The sequence below is a fragment of the Albimonas sp. genome (assembly GCF_055129145.1).
This window is the reverse complement of the sequence record NZ_JBSRTQ010000004.1, coordinates 1-22,734: the sequence shown is the minus strand read 5'-3', so window position 1 is coordinate 22,734 and position 22,734 is coordinate 1. Positions and strand designations below refer to the sequence as shown.

At 70.7% G+C, this 22,734-nt stretch carries 20 protein-coding genes; 11 read left to right on the top strand and 9 right to left on the bottom strand.

Going from position 1 to position 22,734, the window contains the following annotated elements; genetic code table 11:
* The first annotated feature begins 2 nt into the window (after positions 1-2).
* The 6 genes from ACTB72_RS01390 to ACTB72_RS01365 are packed head-to-tail and all read left to right on the top strand — an operon-like array spanning position 3 to position 7,068.
* The gene (locus tag ACTB72_RS01390; protein WP_463035185.1) at positions 3-989 is read left to right on the top strand and encodes an ABC transporter ATP-binding protein; all 987 of its coding nucleotides are present in this window, start codon (positions 3-5) and stop codon (positions 987-989) included.
* The gene (locus ACTB72_RS01385) at positions 986-2,128 is read left to right on the top strand and encodes an ABC transporter ATP-binding protein (RefSeq protein WP_463035184.1); all 1,143 of its coding nucleotides are present in this window, start codon (positions 986-988) and stop codon (positions 2,126-2,128) included. Before ACTB72_RS01390 ends, ACTB72_RS01385 begins: the two co-directional genes overlap by 4 nt.
* The gene (locus ACTB72_RS01380; protein WP_463035183.1) at positions 2,125-3,651 is read left to right on the top strand and encodes an ABC transporter substrate-binding protein; all 1,527 of its coding nucleotides are present in this window, start codon (positions 2,125-2,127) and stop codon (positions 3,649-3,651) included. Before ACTB72_RS01385 ends, ACTB72_RS01380 begins: the two co-directional genes overlap by 4 nt.
* Positions 3,652-3,658: 7 nt before the next feature.
* A complete protein-coding gene (locus ACTB72_RS01375; protein ID WP_463035182.1) occupies positions 3,659-4,600 on the top strand; it encodes an ABC transporter permease in 942 nt (313 codons plus the stop codon).
* Positions 4,597-5,472, top strand: a complete 876-nt coding sequence (locus ACTB72_RS01370; RefSeq protein WP_463035181.1) for an ABC transporter permease — start codon at positions 4,597-4,599, stop codon at positions 5,470-5,472. Before ACTB72_RS01375 ends, ACTB72_RS01370 begins: the two co-directional genes overlap by 4 nt.
* A 21-nt stretch (positions 5,473-5,493) precedes the next feature.
* Positions 5,494-7,068 carry a gamma-glutamyltransferase family protein gene (locus tag ACTB72_RS01365; protein ID WP_463035180.1) on the top strand — a complete coding sequence of 525 codons (1,575 nt, stop codon included), beginning with the start codon at positions 5,494-5,496 and terminating at the stop codon, positions 7,066-7,068.
* 10 nt (positions 7,069-7,078) lie between these two features.
* Here the strand turns inward: ACTB72_RS01365 and ACTB72_RS01360 are convergent, their stop codons facing one another.
* The 8 genes from ACTB72_RS01360 to ACTB72_RS01325 form a co-directional block, all read right to left on the bottom strand.
* Positions 7,079-8,011: an alpha/beta hydrolase gene (locus ACTB72_RS01360; protein ID WP_463035179.1), complete on the bottom strand. Its 933-nt coding sequence runs from the start codon at positions 8,009-8,011 to the stop codon at positions 7,079-7,081.
* 17 nt (positions 8,012-8,028) lie between these two features.
* The gene (locus tag ACTB72_RS01355; RefSeq protein WP_463035178.1) at positions 8,029-8,775 is read right to left on the bottom strand and encodes an ABC transporter ATP-binding protein; all 747 of its coding nucleotides are present in this window, start codon (positions 8,773-8,775) and stop codon (positions 8,029-8,031) included.
* Entirely contained in the window at positions 8,772-9,539 is a 768-nt protein-coding gene (locus ACTB72_RS01350) for an ABC transporter ATP-binding protein (RefSeq protein ID WP_463035177.1), read from the bottom strand. Before ACTB72_RS01350 ends, ACTB72_RS01355 begins: the two co-directional genes overlap by 4 nt.
* Entirely contained in the window at positions 9,539-10,333 is a 795-nt protein-coding gene (locus ACTB72_RS01345; protein WP_463035176.1) for an SDR family NAD(P)-dependent oxidoreductase, read from the bottom strand. Before ACTB72_RS01345 ends, ACTB72_RS01350 begins: the two co-directional genes overlap by 1 nt.
* Complete coding sequence (locus tag ACTB72_RS01340; protein WP_463035175.1) at positions 10,330-11,337, bottom strand: branched-chain amino acid ABC transporter permease; 1,008 nt, start codon at positions 11,335-11,337, stop codon at positions 10,330-10,332. Before ACTB72_RS01340 ends, ACTB72_RS01345 begins: the two co-directional genes overlap by 4 nt.
* Positions 11,334-12,233, bottom strand: a complete 900-nt coding sequence (locus ACTB72_RS01335; protein ID WP_463035174.1) for a branched-chain amino acid ABC transporter permease — start codon at positions 12,231-12,233, stop codon at positions 11,334-11,336. Before ACTB72_RS01335 ends, ACTB72_RS01340 begins: the two co-directional genes overlap by 4 nt.
* A gap of 111 nt (positions 12,234-12,344) precedes the next feature.
* Positions 12,345-13,628 carry an ABC transporter substrate-binding protein gene (locus ACTB72_RS01330; RefSeq protein ID WP_463035173.1) on the bottom strand — a complete coding sequence of 428 codons (1,284 nt, stop codon included), beginning with the start codon at positions 13,626-13,628 and terminating at the stop codon, positions 12,345-12,347.
* Positions 13,629-13,874: 246 nt separating this feature from the next.
* Entirely contained in the window at positions 13,875-14,507 is a 633-nt protein-coding gene (locus ACTB72_RS01325) for a TetR/AcrR family transcriptional regulator (protein WP_463035172.1), read from the bottom strand.
* 210 nt (positions 14,508-14,717) lie between these two features.
* On the opposite strand from ACTB72_RS01325, the gene ACTB72_RS01320 reads away from it, so the two are divergent.
* The 5 genes from ACTB72_RS01320 to ACTB72_RS01300 all read left to right on the top strand — a co-directional run bounded on the left by ACTB72_RS01320 (position 14,718) and on the right by ACTB72_RS01300 (position 22,112).
* Positions 14,718-15,209, top strand: a complete 492-nt coding sequence (locus tag ACTB72_RS01320; RefSeq protein ID WP_463035171.1) for a (2Fe-2S)-binding protein — start codon at positions 14,718-14,720, stop codon at positions 15,207-15,209.
* Positions 15,206-16,216 (top strand): FAD binding domain-containing protein, encoded by a 1,011-nt coding sequence (locus ACTB72_RS01315; protein WP_463035170.1) that lies wholly within the window; start codon positions 15,206-15,208, stop codon positions 16,214-16,216. Before ACTB72_RS01320 ends, ACTB72_RS01315 begins: the two co-directional genes overlap by 4 nt.
* Positions 16,209-18,458, top strand: a complete 2,250-nt coding sequence (locus tag ACTB72_RS01310) for a xanthine dehydrogenase family protein molybdopterin-binding subunit (protein WP_463035169.1) — start codon at positions 16,209-16,211, stop codon at positions 18,456-18,458. Before ACTB72_RS01315 ends, ACTB72_RS01310 begins: the two co-directional genes overlap by 8 nt.
* Before the next feature lie 351 nt (positions 18,459-18,809).
* The gene (locus tag ACTB72_RS01305; RefSeq protein ID WP_463035168.1) at positions 18,810-20,033 is read left to right on the top strand and encodes an ATP-grasp domain-containing protein; all 1,224 of its coding nucleotides are present in this window, start codon (positions 18,810-18,812) and stop codon (positions 20,031-20,033) included.
* 15 nt (positions 20,034-20,048) lie between these two features.
* Positions 20,049-22,112, top strand: a complete 2,064-nt coding sequence (locus tag ACTB72_RS01300) for a hypothetical protein (RefSeq protein WP_463035167.1) — start codon at positions 20,049-20,051, stop codon at positions 22,110-22,112.
* Positions 22,113-22,148: 36 nt separating this feature from the next.
* Here ACTB72_RS01300 and ACTB72_RS01295 read toward each other — a convergent pair.
* Positions 22,149-22,734 (bottom strand): MFS transporter (locus tag ACTB72_RS01295; RefSeq protein ID WP_463035166.1); only part of this gene is annotated, 586 nt, incomplete at its 5' end.

The window sequence follows — 22,734 nt, the reverse complement described above, 5'->3', positions numbered from 1 at the left end:
CCATGACCGCGGCGCTGGAGGTCGAGGCGCTGCGCGTCTCCGTCGGGCCTCCGCGCGCGCGCCAGCTGATCGTCGACGACGTCTCGTTGTCCGTCGCCCCCGGCGAGACGCTTTGCATCGTCGGAGAATCCGGCTGCGGCAAGAGCCTGACGGCGCTGGCGCTGATGGGGCTCGCCGAATTCTCCGGCGCGACCGTCACCGCCCGGCGCCTCGATTTCGAGGGTAGCGATCTGACCGCGATGAGCCCGCAGGCGCGCACCCGCCTGCGCGGCGGCCGCATCGCGATGATCTTTCAGGAGCCGATGACCTCGCTGAACCCGTCCTGGCGGATCGGGCGGCAGATCGAGGAGGCGATCCTCGCCCATCAGGACCTGACGAGGGCCGAGGCGCGCGCCCTCGCCGCCCGCCTGCTCGCCCGGGTGCGCATCGCGGACCCCGAGGCGCGGATGCGCGACCATCCCCACCAGCTGTCCGGCGGCCAGCGCCAGCGGGTGATGATCGCCATGGCGCTCGCCAATCGCCCGCAACTGCTGATCGCCGACGAGCCCACGACCGCGTTGGATGTGGGCGCCCAGCGGTCGATCCTCGCGCTGATGCAGGAGATCCGGGAGGAGGTCGGGGCCGCGGTGATCCTCATCACCCACGACCTCGGCGTGGTGGCGCAGGTCGCCGACCATGTGGCGGTGATGTATGCGGGCCAGGTGGTGGAGCGCGCGTCGGCCGCCGAGCTCTTCACCGAGCCGCGGCATCCCTACACGCTCGGCCTCTTCGCCTCGATCCCGCATTCGGGCCCGCATTCGGGGGCGGGCGCGGCCCTGATCCCGATCCCCGGCGCGGTTCCGGCCTTTTCGGACATGCCCGACGGCTGCCGCTTCGCCACCCGCTGCCCCTTCGCCGATGCGCGCTGCCGGGCGGAACGCCCGCCGGTCCTCGACGTCTCGCCCACCCATTCGGCCGCCTGCTGGAAGCTCGACGAGGCGTCGGCATGACCGGGCGCGCGCCGGTGCTGGAGGCGCGCGGCGTCAGCGTCGGCTTCCCCGGTCCCCGCGCCGGCCTGCTTGGCCCGCGCCGGATGATCCCCGCGGTGGCCGACGCCTCCCTGATCTTGCGCCGGGGCGAGACGCTGGCGCTGGTCGGCGAAAGCGGGTCGGGCAAGACCACGCTCGGACGGGCGCTCGCCCTGCTGCAGGAGACGACCGCAGGCGAGATCCTGCTGGATGGCGCCCCCGCGACGCCTGCGGAGATGCGCCGCCGCATCCAGGTGGTGTTCCAGGACCCGTTTTCGGCGCTCAACCCCCGCCTGACCGTGCGCCGGCTGATCGAGGAGCCGCTGATCGTCCACGCGCTCGGCGACCCCACGGCCCGCGCCGCCCGCGTGGCCGAGCTGATGGCGCTGGTCGGGCTCAACGCCGCGCAGGCGGACCGGTTCCCGCACGAGTTCTCGGGCGGGCAGCGCCAGCGCATCGCCATCGCCCGGGCGCTCGCCATCGGGCCGGAGATCCTGCTGGCGGATGAACCCCTCTCCGCCCTCGACGTGTCGATCCAGGCGCAGATCATCAATCTGCTGCAGGACCTCAAGGCGCGGCTGGGGCTGACGCTGATCCTGATCTCGCATGACCTGTCGGTGGTGGGTCACATCGCGGACCGGGTGGCGGTGATGCATCTGGGCCGGATCGTGGAGACGGGGCCGGTGAAGGAGGTCTTCGCCGCGCCCGGCCACCCCTACACGCGCGCGCTGATCGAGGCGGCCCCCCTGCCCGACCCCGCCCGGCGCGCGCGGCTCGCCGATGCCGGCGGCGACGACCCGCCCCCGCCGCCCGACGGCTGCCGGTTCCGGCTGCGCTGCCCCTGGGCGGTCTCGGTCTGCGAGACCGCGCCGCCGCTGGAGGCGATGAACGCGACCCGCGAGGTCGCCTGCCACCGCTGGCGCGACTTGCCCGCAGCCGTGGACGCCGCGCATTTCGAGCCGCCCTATCGTCGCCGCCTCGCCGCCTACGCCGCGCGTCGCGACGCGGCGCTCGCAGCCCTATCCCCCGCTTCCGCCCCACCGGACGACGCCTGCGCAGACAGGCGCGCCCCCGCCCCCGCCGACCGACCGGCGGACCGCCAGCATGGAGACACCGCATGACCACCCGACCTGTCCTGACCTTCGCGAGAGGCGCGCTCGCCGCCCTGCTCGCCTCCGGCGCGGTCCTGCCCGCCGTCGCCTCCGAAATCACCATCGCCATCGCGTCCGACCCCGACGCGCTGGACCCGACGCTGTCGGGCACGTCGGCCGGCCGTCAGGTCTTCGCGGCGATGTGCGACAAGCTGGTCGAGATCGATCCGCAGATGAACCTGATCCCCGGCCTCGCCACCTCGTGGGCGTGGTCGGACGACGCCAAGACCCTGACCATGAAGCTGCGCGAGGGCGTCACCTTTCATGACGGCACGCCCTTCGACGCCGAGGCGGTGGTCTACAACATCAACCGCCACCTGACCTACCCCGCCTCCAACCGCCGCTCCGAGATCTCGCTGATCGAAAAGGTGGAGGCCCTCGACGCCCATACCGTGGCCATGCATCTCTCCGTCCCGTCCGCGCCGCTGCTGGCCGCGCTCGCCGACCGCGCCGGCATGATGGTGTCGCCGAAAGCCGCCGAGGCCGAAGGCGAGGCCTTCCCGCAGGCCCCGGTCTGCGCCGGCCCTTACAAGTTCGTCGAGCGCGTGCCCCAGGACCGGATCGTGCTGGAGAAATACGCGGGCTATTACGACGCCGCCGCCTACCCGATCGACAAGGTCACCTACCTGCCGATCACGGATTCCACCACGCGCCTCTCGAACCTCCGCTCCGGCCAGATCCAGATCCTCGAAGGCGTGTCCCCCACCGACGTGCCGACGCTGGAGAAGGAGGCGGGCGTGCATGTGGTGAAGGAGACCGGGCTTTCCTCCTATTACATCGTCTTCAACATCGCCGGCGGCGATTCCGGGCAGTCGAAGACCGCGATCTCCCAGTATCCGAAACTGCGCGAGGCGTTGGAGCTTTCCATCGACCGCACCATCCTCAACCAAGTGGCCAATGACGGCGCCTTCACGCCGGGCAACCAGCCGGTGCCGCCGTCCTCGCCCTGGTACGTCAAGGAGTTCCCGATCCCGGCGCGCGACGTGGCGCGGGCCAAGGCGCTGGTGTCCGAGGTCAAGGGCGAGCCCGCCTTCACCTTCACCATCCCCGCCTTCGCCAGCTATCAGCGCTACGCCCAGATCATCCAGTCCATGGCCGCCGAAGCCGGCATCAGGATCGACATCGAAGCGCAGGAGGTCACCACCCTGCTGAGCAACTGGTCCTCGGGCAACTTCCAGGCGATCATCATCCGCTGGTCGGGCCGCACCGATCCCGACGGCAACATCTACGCCTTCAAGACTTGCGAGGGCACGCGCAACGGCTCCAAATACTGCAACCCCGAGCTGGACAAGTGGCTGGACGAAAGCCGGGTGCGCTCGACCTACGAGGGACGTTACGAGGCCTACAAGAACGCCGCCGCGATCTACCTCGCCGACCGCCCCTACATCTACCTCTTTCACGGGGTCGAGCTGACCGGCCTGCGCGACAACGTGAAGGGCTTCACCCCCTATCCCGACGGCCTCTTCCGCCTGAAGGGCCTGAGCGTGGAGTGACACATCCATGATCCGCTTCGTGGCGAGGCGCCTGGTCCTCATCCTTCCGACCCTGCTGATCGTCTCGGTCTTCGTCTTCGCGCTTCAGAAACTGATGCCCGGAGACCCGGCCGTGGCGCTCGCAGGGTCCGAGCAGAACCTCGAGGTGATCGAGGCGCTGCGCGTGAAGTACCGCCTGAACGATCCGCTGGTCCTGCAATACTGGGCCTGGCTGAAGGCGGCGCTGACCGGGGATCTGGGCCAGTCGCTTCGTCTCGGGGCGAGCGTGGGGGAGCTGATCGCGCTGAAGCTGCCGATCACATTGCAGCTCAGCGTGATGTCGATGGCCATCGCGTTGGTCATCGGCGTGCCCGCGGGCGTGGTGGCCGCGGTGCGCAAGGGGACGTTCTGGGATTGGCTCGCGAATGTCACCGCGCTTTCGGGTCTCTCGATCCCGAATTTCTGGTTGGGGATCATGCTGATCCTGTTGTTCTCGGTGCAGCTGCGCTGGCTGCCCTCGTCCGGCTACATCCCGATCTGGGAGGATCCGGCGGGCTCGCTGGCGTCGATGATCATGCCGGCCTTCGTGCTGGGCACCGGCATCGCGGGAATGCTGATGCGGCACACGAGGTCGGCGATGCTCGAGGTCCTGCGGTCCGACTACATCCGCACCGCGCGGGCCAAGGGGATTTCGGAGCGTCGGGTCATCGTCTCCCACGGGCTGCGCAACGCGCTGGTCCCGGTGGTCACCTTCGCCTCGGTGATCTTCGGCGAACTCCTCGCCGGCGCGGTGCTGACCGAGCAGGTGTTCAACATCCCCGGCATGGGCAAGCTGATCGTCGACAGCGTCTACAACCGCGACTACGCGGTGGTGCAGGGCGTGGTGCTGGTCAGCGCGCTGGTGTTCCTTCTGGTCAACCTGCTTGCCGACATCCTCAACCTCGTCCTCAACCCGAGGATCAAGGCATGAGCGTCGCGGAGACGGTTCCCGCCCCTGCCCCGCGCCGCCGGTCCCGGTCCCGGGCCTGGGGGAGCCTGAGGCGCAACCCTTCCGCCCTGTTCGGCGCCGCGGTGGTGATACTCTTCGTGCTGGGGGCGGTCGCCGCGCCCCTGATCGCGCCCTACGATCCCAACGCCTCGGACTGGATGGCGATCCGCCAGCCGCCGTCGGCCGCGCACTGGATGGGGACCGACGATCTGGGGCGGGACATCGTCTCCCGCCTGATCTGGGGGGCGCGGGCCTCGCTGATGGCCGGCGTGGCCTCGGTCGTCATCGCGCTGCTGGTCGGCGCGCCCTTCGGGATGCTGGCGGGGTATTATCGCGGCTGGATCGACGCGGTGATCTCGCGCTGCACCGAGGCGCTGCTCGCCATCCCGTTCCTGATCACCGCCATCGCGCTCGCCGCCTTCCTCGGCCCGAACCTTCAGAACGCGATGATCGCCATCGGCCTCGCCGCAGCCCCGATGTTCTGTCGCCTGATGCGCGCCCAGACCATGCAGGTCGCGGCCGAGGATTATGTGGACAACGCCCGGTCCGTCGGCGTCCGCGACCGCCGGCTGCTGCTGGTCCACATCCTGCCCAACGCCATGAACCCGGTGCTGGTGCAGGCGACCCTCGCCACCGCCACCGCGATCATCGCCGAGGCGTCGCTGTCGTTCCTCGGCCTCGGCCAGCAACCCCCTGCGCCGTCCTGGGGCTCGATGCTCAACGTCGCGCGGGATTTCATCGAGATCGCGCCGTGGATGGCGATCTGGCCGGGCATCGCCATCTATGTGGTGGTGCTGGGCTTCAACCTTCTGGGCGACGGACTGCGCGACGCGTTCGATCCCCGATCCTCCTGAACTCTACCCGGAGCCCTCCCCATGCGAGATTTCCACGCCGGCCGCTCGGCCGCCCGCGCCGAGAACGGCATGGCCGCCACCGCCCATCCGCAGGCGACGCTGCTCGCGCTCGACATTCTGCGCGAGGGGGGGAACGCGGTCGACGCCGGGCTCGCCGCCCTTGCGCTGCTCTGCGTGATCGAGCCCCACGCCACCGGCATCGGCGGCGACTGTTTCGCGATCTACGCGCCCAAGGGCCGCAACCCCATCGGCCTGAACGGCTCCGGCCGCGCGCCCGGCAAGGCGACGCTCGGCTGGTATCAGGACCGCGGGATCACGGAGATCCGCATCGAGGATCCCCATGCCGTCACCATCCCCGGCGCCATCGACGCCTGGTTCCGCCTGCATTCCGACCACGGAAAGCTGCCCTGGGCGCGGATCCTGCAACCGGCCATCGACGCCGCCGAAAACGGCTACCTCGTCCATGATCGCATCGCCCGCGACTGGCGCCTGCTGGCCCCGCGGCTGGCGCGCGACGAGGTGTCGTCCAGAACCCTCCTGATCGACGGCCGCGCGCCCCGGGCCGGCGAAAAGCATGCCCAGCCCCGGCTCGCCGCCACCCTGAGGCGCATCGCCGAGCACGGCCGCGCCGGTTTCTACGAAGGCCCGGTGGCCGAGGATATCGTGGCGCGGATGAAGGAGCTCGGCGGCCTGCATGAGCTCGACGACTTCGCCGCCGCCGCCTGCGATTACGTCGAGGTGATCTCCACCGACTACAAGGGGCTCCGCGTGTGCGAGATCCCGCCCAACGGCCAGGGCGTCACCGCGCTGCTGATGCTCAACGCGCTGAAGGGCTTCGACCTCTCGGCCGAGATGCCCGAGGCCCAGCGGATCCACATCCTCGCCGAAGCGACCAAGGCCGCGTTCCGCCGCCGCGACGCGCTGGTCGCCGACCCCGCCTTCGCCCCCGACGCGGCCCCGGTGATGCTGTCGGACGCCGAAGCCGAGGCGGTGCGCGCCGAAATCGACCCCCACCGCGCCGGCCCCTTCGGCCCGCTGCCCGATATCGAGCATCGCGACACCACCTACCTCTGCGTCGTCGACAAGGACCGCAACGCGCTGTCGCTGATCAACTCGTTGTTCGAGGGCTTCGGGACCGGCATATCGGCCCGGGAGTCCGGGGTGCTGCTGCAGAACCGCGGCTCCTCCTTCCGCCTGCACGAGCACCCCAACCAGATCGCGCCCGGCAAGCGCCCGATGCACACCATCATCCCGGCGATGGCCTGCCGGGGCGAGGATTGCGCGATGCCCTTCGGGGTGATGGGCGGCCACTACCAGCCGGTCGGCCATACGGCGGTCGTCACCCATATCGTCGACCGCGGCATGGATGTGCAGGAGGCGCTGTCGGCCCCGCGCAGCTTCGCCACCGACGGGACCCTGCAGATCGAGCCCACTTTCGCGCCCGAGGTCGGCCCGGCGCTGGAGGCGGTGGGCCATGTCCTCGCCCCCGCCCGCTCCCCCCATGGCGGCGGTCAGGCGATCTGGGTCGACCCCGACACCGGCGCCCTCATCGGCGGCTCCGACCCCCGCAAGGACGGCATGGCGCTGGGATGCTGAGGGCGGGCCCTCAGTCGACGAGTTCCATCCGCAGGTGGCGGGCGAGCAGCGCCGCGGCCTTCGGCGCGGCGGCGATCACCGCGTCGAGCGGCAGAAACCCGTGGATCTGGCCGGGGGCGCGCCAGACCGCCACGCGCACCCCGGCCTCGACCAGACGCGCGGCATAGGCCTCGCCCTCGTCGCGCAGGGGGTCGTGGCTCGCGGTCAGCACGAAGGCCGGGGGGAGGCCCGCGAGGGTTTCCGCCTTGAGCGGGGAGGCGCGCCAGTCGGCTTTTTGCGCATCGTCGAGATAATGGGCGTGGAACCAGCGCTGGAGGGACGCGGTCAGGAAATGCCCCTCGGCGAATTCGGCGTGGGAGGGCGTGTCCATCGCGAAATCCGTGGCGGGGTAGATCAGCATCTGCCAGCGCAGGGCCGGCCCGCCCGCATCGCGCGCGATTAGGGCCGCCACCGCCGCGAGGTTTCCGCCCGCGCTGTCGCCTCCCACCGCCAGCCGGTCCGGGTCCACGCCCAGGCCCGCCGCCCCGTCATGGACGGCGCGGAGCGCGGCCTCCGCATCCTCCACCGCGGCGGGAAACCGATGCTCCGGCCCCATCCGGTAGTCGATGGCGATCACCGCGCAGCCGGACCCTGCCGCGAGCCGGCGGCAGAGCCCGTCATGCGAATCGAGCCCGCCGATCACCCATCCCCCGCCATGATAAAACACCAGCGCCGGCAGCGGCCCGGCGCTTTCCGGCGCGGGGCGGTAAAGGCGCGCGGGGATCGGACCGGCGGGGCCGGGCAGCGAAAGATCGCGCACGATCTCCACCGGGGTCGGCGCGCCCGCGGTGGCCGCCCGCCCGGCGGCGTAGGCGGCGCGCGCCTCGGGCACGGGCATGCTGTCGAGCGGGGGCCGGGCGGCGAGCGCCTCCAGCACATTTGCGGCGTCGGGATCGAGCTTCATCGGGGGCTCCGGAACGATCAGATCGAAAGATAACGGTCGGTGATCTCGCGGTTGGCGCGCAGGCCGTCGATGGTGTCGCGATAGACCACCACGCCCTTGTCGATCACCGCCGCATGGGTGGCGACGTCGAGGCAGAAATGCATGTTCTGCTCGGCCATCAGGATGGTCACGCCCATCTCGCGCAGGGTTCCGATCAGGCGGGCGATCTCCACCACGATGATCGGGGCCAGGCCTTCGGAGGGTTCGTCCAGCAACACCAGGTCGGGATTGCCCATCAGGGTGCGGGCGATGGTCAGCATCTGCTGCTCGCCGCCCGACAGCCGCCCGGCCATGCGGGTCTTCATGCCGGCGAGGATCGGGAAGACCTCGTAGATCCGCTCCAACGTCCAGTCGCGGGCGCCTTTGGGCCCGGCCTTGGCGCCGATGGTGAGGTTGTCTTCGACCGAATGCTCCGGGAACACCTGCCGGTCCTCGGGGACGTAGCCGATGCCGGCCCGCGCGATGCGATGGGTGGCGACGCCGGCCAAATCCCGCCCGGCCAGCCGCACCGAGCCGCGGCGCGGCGGCGCCAGCCCGGCGATGGCCTTGAACGTGGTCGATTTCCCCGCGCCGTTGCGGCCGAGCAGCGCCACCGTCTCCCCCTCGCCCACCGACAGGCCGAGGCCGAACAGCACCTGGCTCGCGCCGTAATAGACGTCGAGCGCCTCGACTTCGAGCAGCGGGCGGACGGTTCTGGTCTCGGCGTGGGGTTCCACCAGGGTCATCGCGCGTCCTCCGCCACCGCGTGGTGATGGTCTTTGCCCAGATAGGCGTCGATGACGTCCTGGTTGCGCTTGATCTCCTCGGGCGCGCCCCTTGCCAGCACTTTGCCGTAGCTCAACACGTTGATCTGCTGGGCGATCTGGAAAACGATGTCCATGTCATGCTCGATGAAGATCATGGTGAGGTCCGAACCCTCCCACAACGCATGCACCTTCTCGATCATCCGCCAGCGCTCCTCCGCCCCCATCCCCGCCGTGGGCTCGTCGAGCAGCAGGACTTTGGGGTCGACGGCGAGCGCCAGCCCGATGTCGAGCAGCTTCTGCTCGCCATGCGAGAGATTTCGCGACAGCGCCCCGGCACGGGCGCTCAGGCCCAGCGTATCGAGGATCTCGCGCGCCCGGTCGCGCGCCGCCGGCAGGGGGGCGCGGCGGAAGAGGGTGAAGAGCTCGCCGCGCCGGGCGGCGACGGCGGCGATCAGGCTCTCCTCCATGGTCATGTCGGGGAAGATGCTGGCCACCTGGAAGGCGCGGGCCATGCCGCGATGGACGATCTCGAGGCTGGAGCGGCCCATCACGTCCTCGCCGTTGAGCACCACGCGGCCCCGGTCGGCGCGGATATGGCCGGAGATCAGGTTGAAGAACGTGGTCTTGCCGGCCCCGTTCGGCCCGATGATCGCGGTGAGCGAACTGGGCGGAAAATCCAGCGTGACGCCGCGCATCGCCTCCACGCCGCCGAAGGACTTGGCGAGATCTTCGATGTTCAGCATCAGTTGCCCCGCGCGGCCGGGATCGCCCCGTAGGTGCGCCAGGACGGGCCGGCCAGCCAGCCGCCATCCACCGGAAGGGTGATTCCGCTGATGGCGGAGGCCGCGTCGGAGCAGAGGAACGCCACCGCGGAGGCGATCTCGTCCGGGCGCACGAGGCGACCCAAGGGGGTCACGTTCTCGATCAGCGAGACGTCCCGCTCGCCCTTGTCGATGGCGTCCGCCAGCGCCGGGGTCAGGGTGTAGCCGGGCGACACCGCATTGACCCGCACGCCCGACCGCCCCCATTCGGTGGCGAGGCATTCGGTCATCGAGATCACCGCGGCTTTCGCGGGGGAATAGGCGTGGAGAGGCATCGAGCGCATGCCGGCGACGGACGCGATGTTCACGATCGCCCCCGCCCCATGCACCGCCATCCGCCGTCCCCAGGCGACGCAGCAGACCCAGACCCCGCGCTGATCGACATCCACCACCCGGTCCCATTCGGCCATGGTCAGCGCCTCGGGCGACTGGGGGACCTGGATCACCCCGGCGGAGGTTACGAGGGCGGCGGCCGGGCCCATCTCGGCGTCCAGCCGCGCGGCCAGCGCCTCCACCGCGTCGGCGTCGCGCACGTCGAGATAGGCGGCGAGATGGCCGGCGCCGGGAAGGCCCGCCGCCACCGCCTCCGCCCCGGGCAGGTTCACGTCGACCACGGCGACGCGGGCGCCTTGCGCCGCCAGAAGCGTGCAGCAGGCGGCGCCGATGCCGCTCGCCCCCCCGGTGACGACCACGACGCGGCCCTGGAAATCGGTCATGCTTTCTCTCCCGAAACCGCGTGCGCCTCGGGCGCCCGCGCGCCCTGCCGCTCGCGCCGCGCCTGAACCCAGTCGAGCGCGAAATCCGCGAGCCCCCGGCGCAGGCCGAGCACGGCGACGACGATGACGACGCCCAGCACCAGGCCGTGATGCTCGGTCACGCCGGTGATGTAGTGGTTGAGGCCTTGCAGCAGCGCCGCCCCGAGCAGGGGCCCCAGAAACACCCGGCTGCCGCCCAGCATGATCATGAAGATCGCCTGCCCCGACATGGTCCAGTAGGCGAATTCCGGATAGGCGCCCGAGGCGAAGAGCGCCAGCAGGATGCCACCGACCGACGCGATGGACCCCGCCAGCACGAAGGCCAGCAGCTTGGCCCAATAGGTGTTCACACCCAAGAAAACCGCGCGCTGCGGGTTGTCGCGGATCATGCGCAGCGTATGGCCGAAGGGGCTTTGCACGATCTGGCGCAGGATCAGCGCGCAGATCACGAAGACCACCATGCAGAAGGCGTAGAAGGTCTCGGGCCCCGACAGGTCGATCCCCCAGAAGGCGGGGCGCGGAATGCCGCCCATCAGGCCCTGATCGCCCCCGGTCAGCGACACCCAGGTCAGGATGATGGAATGGAACATCATCTGGAAGGCGAGCGTGAGGAAGGCGAAGTAGATCTCCTTCAACCGCACGCAGATCGCCCCGATCACCAGCGCCATCAGCGCCGTGAAGCCGACGGAAAGCACGAAGGCGAGCGGGATCGAGACCGCGCCCGACTGCATCAGCAGCCCGAAGGAATAGGCGCCGGAGGCGAAATAGGCCGCGTGCCCGAAGCTGACGAGGCCGGTGTAGCCGGTCAGCAGGTTCAGCGACAACGCGAGCAAGCCGTAGGCCGCGACGTAGATGATGAAATCGTTCAGCCCGGCCCCGCCGCCGAAAGCGGGGATCAGCAGCAGGAACACGAGCGCGGCGGCGCCGAAGGCCAGATCGCGGAGAAGACCGCTTCCCATGCTCATACCTGCCGTCCGAACAGGCCGGAGGGCCGCAGGATCAGCACCAGCCCCATCATCACGAACATCGCCCCGTCGACGAAGAGCGGAAAGCCGAGCGACCCGAAGGACCGCGTCAGCCCGATCAGCAGCGAGGCGACGAAGGCCCCGACGATGGAGCCCATGCCCCCGATGACGGTGACGATGAAGCTCTCGATCAGGATGGAAAGCCCCATGCCCGGCGTCAGAGAGCGCACCGGCGCCGCCAGCGCGCCGGCCAGCCCCGCCAGCAGCGACCCGATCCCGAAGACCGAGGCGTAAAGGAGCGAGGTGTTCACCCCCAGCGCGCCGACCATCTGCGGGTTATGCGCGGCGGCGCGCACCAGCTTGCCGAACCGGGTGCGCGCGATGCCGAGCCACAGGAGCCCGCCCACCGCCACCGACATGCCGATCATGAAGAGGTAATAGGGCGGCACCGGCCCGCCCGCGATGAACATCGGCGGCACGGCGAAACTCTGCGGCATGCCCATCATCCGGTATTCCGCGCCCCAGATGATCTTCACCATGTCGTCGAGGATCAGCACGAAGGCGTAGCAGAGCAAGAGCTGCATCAGCACGTCGCGCCCGTAGATGCGGCTGACGAACAATCGCTCGAACGCCGCGCCGAAGATCGCCATGCCGACCGCGCCGGCGGCGAGCGCCGCGACGAAGTTCCCGGTCAGCTGATAGGCGGCCATCGCGAAATAGGCGCCCAGCATGTAGAAGGCGCCATGGGCGAAATTTATCACGCCCAGAACGCCGAAGATCAGCGACAGGCCCGAGGCGACCAGGAACAGAAGCATCCCGATGATCAGCCCCGTCGACACCTGGGTGACCGCGCAGGCGGGCACGGAGAGACAGCCGAACAGCGCGTCGAGGTCCATGAATTCTTTCCGACAAGGGACGAAGTGGCCGACCCGCCCCGACGTTGACGGCCGGGGCGGACGGCGTTGGGGAAGCGCCGGCCCCGGGCGGGGGTCCGGCGAGCGTTCAGGTCAGGCGTAGCCCTGCCGCTTCTTCCATTCCTGCTCCATGCTCAGGATCTCGTCCCAGTCGCCGCGCACCCAGTTCTCGAACCCCTTGGGCTGGGGCCGCGACTGCCCCCACGCCACCGGATAGCCGATGATGGTGTGGTCGTCCGCGCGCATGGTGATCTCGCCGGTCTCGGTGAACGGGCTCTCGACCGAGGCGCCCTTGATCTCGTCGGCCAGCGCCATGCCGTCGGTCTTGCCGCCGGTCGCCTTCAGCGCCTGGTCGATGAACTGGACGGCTGTGTAGGTCTGCCAGGCCCAGTTGGTCGGCTCCGTCTCGGAGATGTCCGTGAAACCCTTGTGGAACGCCTTGTTGGCGTCCGTGTCCGGGTAATCCGGGTCGTAGCGGAACACCGAATGCAGGCCGGCGGGCAGCTGCTTGAGCGCGTTGACGATCGGCGGATCGGCGAGCCCGCCGGAGAACCACTGCAGCTTGCCGGCGAAGATCTGGTAGAGGTTGGCCTGCTCGAGGAACGACACCAGGTCCCCGCCCCAGAGCGCCGAATAGATGGCGTCGGGCTGCACCTGGAGGACGCGGGTGACGTAGGCGGTGTAGTCGGGCTCGAACAGTTTCGGCCAGGCCTCGTTGACCACTTCGACGTCGGGCGCGAAGATCTTGAGGTATTCGACGAACTGCGAGGTGTTGTCCCGGCCGTAGGCGTAATCCGGCGAACAGGTCATCCACTTCATCAGGTTGTTCTTTTTCGCGATGTCGGCGGCGTATTTGCCCCCCGCCACCGCGTCATGGATCCCCTGACGGGCGGCGCGGAAGGCGGTCGGCCGGCGCAGCTTGGGGTCGGCGGTCAGCGACGAGGTCTCCGAACAGGTGTGCAGGCAGAGCACGCCGAGATCGCCCACGACCTCATGCACCGCGAAGGCGCCCGACGACGCCTCGGCGTCGATGATGATCTCGCAGCCCTCGGTGTTGACCAGATCGCGGGTGACGCGGGCGGCCTCGTCGGGCTGGCCCTTGGAGTCGCGCACCACCAGCTCGACCTCGCGGCCGCCGAAGCCGCCGGCGCCGTTGATCCGGTTGACAGCGAGCGTGGCGGCGTCGCGGCTGGAGGTGCCGAGGATGGCGACCCGGCCCGACAGGATGGTGGGCATGCCCACGCGGATCCTGGCGCCGGCGCCGCGGGCCACGAACGGCGCGCCGAGCGCGGAGACCGCCGTCGCCGCGCCGGCCGTCGCCAGAAGCTGGCGCCGGGTCGGCTTGAAAGACGGATTCGGGGCGTTGCTTCGGGTCATGTCGGCTTTTCCTCCCATTGGCCGGGCACGTCATTGGCGCGCGCCCTGGCTCCGCGCCCCGAGGATCTCCCCCGGGCCGATCGACCGCATCCTGACCAAGCGAAGGACGTGGCGTCAAGGCTTTATGTGGCGGGCTGTCGCACCCTGGACCCGATCTCACGCGCCCGGGACCAGCCCGGCGAGAGGCGTCCCGACCCCGGCACGACCCTGGCCGAACCTGCGCCCCCGACCCGCGCGGCGCGCACCTCACCCCTCGGTCGGCGCGCGCAATCCATCCACGAAGACGTCGAGCAGCCGCAACGCCGCCGCCTGCCAATCCTCCGCCGGGCCCGGCGCATAGCAGAAGGCGAACAGCGCCCGCATCACGTCGGCGGCCGAGACGTCGGCGCGCAGCGCCCCGCCCCCGGCCCCGCGATCCACCAGCGCGCCGACCGCGTCGTGCAGCCGGATCTTCACCTCGGCGAAAGCCGGATCCTCCGCATCCAGCGCCGGCGACAGCACCGCCGCCATCCCCCGCTTGGTCGCCACCATCCGCACCGCCGCATGCAGCCAGCGCCGCAGCGCCTCCACCGGATCGTTGAGCCGGGCGAGATCGTCCGACAGCCGCGCCAGCTCCGCCGCCTCGCGCCGGTAGACGGCCAGGAACAGCGCCTCGCGCGTCGGGAAATGGCGGTAGAGCGTGCCGATGCCGACGCCGGCCTTGCGCGCGACCGCCTCGAGGCTCGCGTCCGGCCCGCCCTCGGCGAAGACGGCGCCGGCGGCGGCCAGAAGCTTTTCTCGGTTGCGCAGGGAATCGGCGCGCGGCTTGCGCGCGGGCCGGCCGGCCGACGCCCGGCTTTTCGCGGTCTCCGCGCCCGCCCGGCCGTTTCCTTCGCCCATCTTCAGCATCGCCCTTGAAAAACGGAGGGGTGCTCCGCATATTTCCAGACATGGCCCGCGGCGCCTCTCGTCCGAAGGCCGCATCCGTCCACCCCATGCCGGAATTCCGCGCGAAACGCACTCTGCGCCCCCGCGCCCGACCTCTTCGATCCGTCGCACAAGCCCGCCCAGAGGTCGATGCAAATCGCCTCGAGATCCACGGGAGCTCCCATGACCCACACCGTCAACATCTCCGTCAACGGCGAGACGCGCAGCCTCGCGCTCGACGATCCGCGCGTCACCTTGCTCGACCTGCTGCGCGAGCGGCTGGACCTGACCGGAACCAAGAAGGGCTGCGACCGCGGCCAGTGCGGCGCCTGCACCGTCATCGTCGACGGCCGCCGGGTGAACGCCTGCATGAGCCTCGCCGTCACGCTGGACGGGGCCGAAGTGACCACCATCGAGGGCCTCGCGAAGAACGGCGAGCTGCACCCGATGCAGGCCGCCTTCATCGAACATGACGGCCTGCAATGCGGCTACTGCACCCCCGGCCAGATCATGTCCGCCGTCGCGATGATCGCCGAGGGCGAGGCCGACGACCCCGAGCGGATCCGCGAGGCGATGAGCGGCAACATCTGCCGCTGCGGCGCGCATCGCGGGATCATCGAGGCGGTGCTGGACGCGCGGACCCGCATGGCGGCCCAGAAGGAGCAGGCGGCATGAACCGGTTCGACTATCTCCGTCCCGCAACGCTCGACGAGGCGCTGGCGGCCGGCGCCGCCCCTGACGCGGCCTATCTGGCCGGCGGCACCAATCTGCTGGACCTGATGAAGGTCGGCGTCGCCACCCCCGCCACCCTGATCGACGTGACCCGCCTGCCCGGTCTCGACCGGATCGAGGAGACCGCCGACGGCGACCTGCGCATCGGCGCGATGGTCCGCAATTCCGACCTCGCCCGGGCCCCCGAGATCCTGGCGCTCTATCCGATGGTGGCCGAGGCGCTGCTGTCGGGCGCCTCGGCCCAGCTGCGCAACATGGCGACGGTCGGCGGCAACATCCTGCAGCGCCCGCGCGTGGCGCTTCTGGACGGGCTGAAGGGCGAGGCGCGCGAACATGCGGTGCTCGGCTGGACCGCGGATTGCGTGTCGGTCCACCCGTCGGATTTCGCGGCGCCGCTGGCGGCGCTGGACGCGACGGTCGAGATCGCGGGGCCGTCGGGGCTGCGCATGGTCCCGCTGATCGACTTCTTCTCCCTGCCCGAGGGCGCTGCCGAGGCGGTCCCGGCGCTGGCCAGAGGCGAGCTGATCACCGCGGTGATCCTTCCGGCGTCCGCCGCCGGCGCCTCCGGCCATGCCCGCTATGTGAAGCTGCGCGAGCGCACCTCCTACGCCTTCGCCCTCGTCTCCGCCGCCGCGGCGCTGGAGATGGAGGGCGGGCGCATCGTTCGCGCCCGGATCGCCCTTGGAGGGGTCGCGCACAAGCCCTGGCGGGCGCGGTCCGCCGAGGCGGCGCTGGAAGGCGCCTCCCCCGGGGCCGAGGCCTTCGCCGCCGCCGCCGCCGCGGCGCTGGAAGGGGCGAGCCCCTCCGGCGACAACGTCTTCAAGATCGAGCTCGCGCGCCGCGTCGTCGCCCGCGCGCTCGCCCTCGCCGCGATGGGGACGCCGGCGCGGATGCCCGCCCTGCCCGCCTCGCCGCTGGATGCCGACCATGGAGCGCCCGCTTATGTCTGACGCGATCCCCACACCCGAACATGCGCGCTTCGGCTCGAATTCCGGGCAGCCGCTCACCCGTCGCGACGGCCATGACAAGGTCACCGGCGCCGCCGCCTTCGCCGCCGACAACACCCCCGCCGGGACGCTCTACGCGGTCTATGCCGGGGCCGCGATCGCGCGGGGGCGGGTGGCCTTCCTCGACGTGGAGGCCGCCCGCGCCCATCCCGGCGTGGTCGAGGTGATGACGCCCGCCGACCCGCCGAAGCTGGCGATGGATCCCGAGAACAAGTTCCACGGCTTCGCCTTCCGCTTCGACGCCCTGCAGAACGACCGGGTCCGCTTCGCCGGCCAGCCGATCGCGATGGTGGTGGCCGAAACGCTGGAGGCCGCGACCGAGGGCGCGCGCCTGCTGGCGCCGCGCTATGAGGCCGAGCCCCCCGTCTTCGGCTTCGACGCGGAAGCGCCCTACACGCCCGAGGCGGTCGGCATCGGCGCCTCGCCCGCCGCCTCGAAGGGCGACGTGGAGGCCGGGCTTTCCGCCGCGGCCCAGGTCACCGATGTGCGCTACGAGACGCCCCCCCAGTATCACAACGCCATGGAGCCGCATGCGGTGGTGGCCGTGTGGGACGGGGACCGGCTTGTGCTCGACATGCCCAATCAGGCCCCGGTGATGTCGCGACCGATGTATGCGGCGTTCCTGGGCATTCCGCCCGAGAACATCCTGATCCGCACGCCCTATCTCGGCGGCGGTTTCGGGTCCAAGGCCATCGTCAACGGCCCGCAGCTGCTGGCGGTGCTGGCGGCGCGCAAGCTGGGGCGGCCGGTGAAGCTGGCGATCCGGCGCGAGCAGATGTTCGGCCCGGTCGGCCATCGCGGCGCCACGCGCCAGGACCTGCGGCTCGGCGTCGACGCCGACGGACGGCTGACGGCGCTGGAGCACAAGGCGATCTCCGCCACCTCCCGCTTCGACGAGTTCATCGAGCCCGCCGCCAACGCGTCCCTGCATCTCTACGCGGCCCCGGCGATCTCGGTCTCTCACAGGGCGGTGCGCAACGACATGGGCACGCCCGCCCCGATGCGCGCGCCTGGCGAGGCGCCGGGGCTGACCGCGCTGGAATGCGCGATGGACGAGGCGGCGCACGCGGCCGGCATCGATCCGCTGGACTTCCGCCTGCGCAACTACGCCGAAACCCACCCGATGACCGGGCTGCCCTATTCCTCCAAGGCCCTGCGCGAATGCCTGGCGCTGGGGGCGGAGCGGTTCGGCTGGGCGGGCCGCCCGATGGCGCCGCGCGCGATGCGCGACCCGCAAGGGCGGCTGCTGGGTTGGGGGCTGGGGATCGCGCAGTTCCCCGCCACCTTCTTCGCCGCCGCGGCCCGCGCCACATTGCGCGCCGACGGCACGGCGATGGTCGAGACCTCGGGCGTCGACATGGGTCAGGGCGCGTGGACCGCGCTCGCCCAGATCGCGGCGGACGGATTGGGGCTGAGCATCGACCAGGTGGAGTTCCGGTCGGGGTCCTCGGACCTGCCGGATGCCGGCATCGCGGGCGGATCGGGGCACACGGCCACCGCGGGCTCGGCGCTGCATTCGGCTGGGGTCGACGCCATCGCCAGGCTGACGGAGATCGCGACCGAGGATCCGGACTCGCCGCTTTTCGGCGCCGGCAACTCCGGCGTGACCGCCCGTGACGGCCGCCTGCACCGGCGCGACGACGAGAGCCGGTCGGAAAGCTACGCCGACATCCTCGCCCGCTCCGGTCAGGTCACGCTGGTGGGCGAGGGCTCGGCGAGCCGCCCGGCCTCGGCCGGCGAACAGCACGCCTTCTTCTCCCACGGCGCGGTCTTCGCCGAGACGGCGGTGGACCCGGATCTGGGCCAGGTGCGGGTGACGCGCATGGTCGGGGTCTTCGCCGCAGGCCGGATCATCAACCCGGCGCTGGCGCGCAGCCAGCTCGAGGGCGGGATGATCTGGGGCGTGGGCTTCGCGCTGCATGAGGAGGCGACGCATGACCCGGTGACGGGGCGGGTCATGAACGCCGATCTCGCCGGCTACCATGTGCCGGTCCATGCCGACATTCCGCAGATGACCGTGCTGACCGTCGACGAGACCGATCCGCATGTGAACCTGCTGGGCGTGAAGGGCGTGGGCGAGCTCGCGATCACCGGAGCGGCGGCCGCGGTGGCGAACGCGGTGGCGCACGCGACCGGCGTGCGGCCCCGCAAGTTCCCGATCCGGATGGAAACGCTGATCGGCTGATCCGCCCGACCGGATAGAACCACAACCTCCGGCCCGAGCGGGCCGGAGGTCACCCGCGCCGCGCCTTCCGCGTGGCGCGAGGGTCGGGAACCGGCGGCAGGGCCGCGCCGGATGCGGTCGCCGCGACCCGCGATTTCGCCCGCCGATCCCCGCCGCGCCGGGCCTTCGGTTTGCAACCGCCCCCGAATGCCCTAGTTAACCCCCATCACACTTCGCGTCGTGCGTCCGCTTGCGCGGGCCATCCTGACCGCTCCGTCCCCCCGGAGCGAACGGGCCGACATCGCGCGTCCTCCGTCCCCCAGCTGGCCGGAAGCGACCGCGCGCCATGAAATTTCACTGGGAGTCCTCGTCATGGAGAACAACCCCGACAAAGGCTATGTCGCCATTCTCGGCTGGAGCCTGAACGCCATCGCCGCCATCGACCGTTTCGACCGCCGCTATGTGGTCGTGGCGCCGTGGTGGGCGGAGGAATACGCCAAGGCCCATGACATCCCCTACATCAAGTGGGATTTCGACCGGCTCAACGAGCGCTCGCACGAGATCGCCCAGATCCTCAAGGACGAGGGCTGCGACGTCGCCATCCCGATGTTCGAGGAGACGGTGGAATGGGCCGGCGCCATCAACTCGGTGCTGCTGGGCAACCCGCGCCTGCTCGGCCAGTCGATGCTCTTCCGCGACAAGTCGCTGATGAAGCGCCGCGCCCAGCTCGCCGGCATCCGGGTCGGCATCTTCGAGGAGGCCGACAACCACGCCGACGTGATCCGCTTCCTCAAGCGGGTGAACCAGACGCTGCTGAAGCTCGACGGCGACGTCAATGATCCGATCCATTTCAAGGCCTTCGACAAGGCCGGCTGCCTCGGTCACCGCACCATCCGCACGGTGGAGGACGTGGAGTCGATCTCCACCGACGAATTCCCCGCTTTGCTGGAAAGCCATCTCGACGGCTGGGAATTCGCGGTCGAGGCGTGGATCTTCAACGGCAAGATCCAGTTCCTGAACATCTCCGAATACGTGACGCTGGGCTATTCGGTGTTCGTGCCGGCCACGCCGGAGCTGGAAAGCTGGCGCGGCAAGATCACCGAGCAGATCGAGAAGCTGATCGAGGCCTTCGACATCGAGTTCGGCTTCATCCACCCCGAGTATTTCGTGACCTCCGACGGCACCATGTATTTCGGCGAGGTCGCCTACCGTCCGCCCGGTTTCAACGCGCTGGAGCTGATCGAGCGCGCCTATGGCTTCAACGGCTATCAGGGCATCGTCGCCTGCTTCGACCCCAAGACCAGGCAGGAGGAGCTCGACGCCATGTTCCCCGAGGAGGTGACCGGCGCCAAGGGTCACGCCGGCTGCTTCGGCGCCTATCCCCGCCGCCGCGTGGTCAGCGAGCTTCAGGTGCCCGAGGAGACCGCGAACCACCCCTATTTCGAGTTCCACGAACTCGCCCCGCCGATGCAGGAGAAGGTGACCAAGCGCACCGCCTTCGGCACCCATTGGGGGCTGGTTTACTTCTTCGGCGAGGATCCGCATCGTCTGCGGGACCTGTTGAAGGCGCAGGAAGAGCTTGATTTCTATGTGTAGGGGCCCGGCACGCGCATGACCTTCGGCAAGGACCAGGACGATCCGGCGACGACGTCGACGGCGGGCGAAGACCCCGCCGCCTCCCGCCTGACCGCGACGCTTCTGGCCGCGACCGAGCGGCTGGAGGCCGAGCGCAGCTTTGGAAAGGCGCGGATCCAGCCGCAGGTGCTCGACGTGGCGCGGCGGCTGCTGGCGGCCCCCGGCGGCGTGGAAGCGCTGGAGCGGCTGGCCCCGCGGCTCGACGCCGCCGGGATCTTCGCGGGATCCGACTGGGATGCGCCGCAATCGCTGTCGCCGCAGCTCGCCGCCGCCACGCTCGACGCCGCCCCGCCCGCCACGGTGACGCTGGAGGCGGTGAGCCTCCTGCGCCTGCTGGCGGTCGCCACCGGAGCGGGAACCCATCCCCATCTGCACGCCGACGCGGCCCGCCACCACCTGACCCAGGTGCTGGCGCTCAACCTCAAGCGCCTGTTCGGCGCGCCGGACGAGGCGCTGCGCGACCGGCCGCTGGAACCTGCGCTGCGCGAGCTTTTCCGTCATATGGCGGAGCGGATCGGCTTTCATGACGTGCTGGGCGTGCTGGTCGCCGAGATCTGGCGCATCCTCGCCCAGCGCCCGCTTCAGGTGAACGCGGTCAAGGACATGATCGCCCAGATCGCGGTGACCATGGCCGAACGCGGCTCGGAGCTGGGCGACGGGCGCCTCGGCGCCGACCGTCTGGTCTCGGCCCTCTTCGGCCCGACCCGCACCTGCGCCGACGATCCGGGCCTGCCGCTTTACCGCGAGCGGCTGGCGGCGATGGACGAGGCGGCGCTGCTGCAGGAGGCGGGCGGCCTCGCGCGGGCAATGCACGACACCGGGCTCGTCTCCGACTACCACGTCGCCTTCCTGAGCTGGACGCTGGAGGCCGACCGCGCCACGCTCGCGCCCGAGGCGCTGGGACTGACCAGCGTCGGGCTCGACTGCTGGCGGCGTCACCGGGCGCTGGCCAAGGACCTGATCCGCGTCGCGGTGCGGCTGGAGACGCCGCAGGCGGTGCTCGGCCTCGCCAACATGCTCGAACGCGGCGTGCTGCATCACCCGCCCGTTCCCCCCGCGCTGCGCCGCCAGGTGGCGCTGACCCTGTCGGAGGCGACGGCGGCCCGGCTGACCGCGGCCTTCGGGCCGTCGGCGCCGCCCAACGCGCTGCTGCTGGCCGGCACGCTGCAGGTGCTCGGCCAGCCGCTCGGCGTCGGCCAGGGCGCGAACCCGACCTGCCAGTCCGCCCGCGCCATCGCCATGTGGGGGCTCAACGACCCCGACTACCTGCTGCACCTGATCGCGCAGGCCGCGCGCTACGACACCGTGCAGATGCATTTCGAAGGCAAACCCTTGTCCTCGGCCGAGCTTCCGGCCGGCCTCGCCGCGTTCACGCCTCTGGACGCCGATCCGGTGTCGGTGGCGCTGGTCACGCATCTCGACCGGATCTACGCGGCGATGGGTCGGCTCTGCTCGGATCGCGGCGACGATCCGCATGTGTGGATCAACCCCGAATTCCATGGCTGGTGGGTCGGACGCGATTGCGCCGTGGCGGTGGACGTGCCGACCGGCAAGCTCGCGGATCTCGAGGGGTTCATCCGCCGCTTCCACGCGGCCTACCATCCGGATTTCAACGGCGACGAGCCGGTGATCCATCCGCAACCCGCCGGCATCGGGGTCACCGACGCCACCGGTCGCTTCATCGGCTGGCACGCCATCGCCATCCTGCGCATGGCGCGCGATCAGGCCGGCGTGATGCGCGTCTATTTCTATAATCCCAACAACGACAGCGGCCAGGACTGGGGCGCAGGCGTGGTGGTGTCGACCGAGGGCGCGGGCGAACGGCATGGCGAGGCCTCGCTGCCCTTCGACCAGTTCGCCTCGCGGCTCTACCTCTTCCACAACGACCCGGTCCGCCCGGTGCCGGCGGCCGAGCCGGACGAGGCGATGATCCGCGACATCGCCCGCCGGGTCCGCGAAAGCTGGGCCGCGGGGCGCGAGGATCTGGTCGCGGCGGTCGGGCCCGACGCCCTCGCCGCCGCCCCCCCCGACACCGCCTGATCCCCGCGCCCGCCGCCCTGGTCGCGCCCTGGGAGATCAGGCCTCGGCCCGGGTCGCCCAGAACAGCGCCGGGATCGCGGCCAGCGCCAGCAGCGCCGCGATCCAGAAGAAGGCGGCGAAGCCCAGCGCCCCGGCGAGCGCCCCGGCGGCGAGGCCGGTGATCATCGACACCGCGGCGTCCGCGCTCTGGAACAGGGTGAAGTCGACGCCGGCCTGGCGGGGGTCGGACCAGCGCATGAACTGGGCGTAGAGCGCGACGAACCCGGTCGCCATCACCCCCGACCCGCCGAAGAGCGCCAGCGCCACCAGCGCCGGCGCCGGCAACGCTCCGGTCGCCGCGTGCAGCCCGATGAGGCCAAGCACCGCCGCCTGCGCCGCCGCCGCGCCCACCAGCACCTTGCGGATGCCGAGGCGGCGCGACAGATGCCCGCCCAGCGCCGCGCCCGCGATGCCGAGCGTGATGCCCCCGCCGCCGTTCAGCAGACCCACCTGCGCCAGCGAAAACCCCTGGTCGATGAAGAACGGCCCCATCATGCCCATCGCGGTCTTCTGCGCGGTGACATGGATCGCGGCCAGCACCAGCCCGCGCCGGATCGGCCCGCGGGCCAGCGCCGCGCGCAGC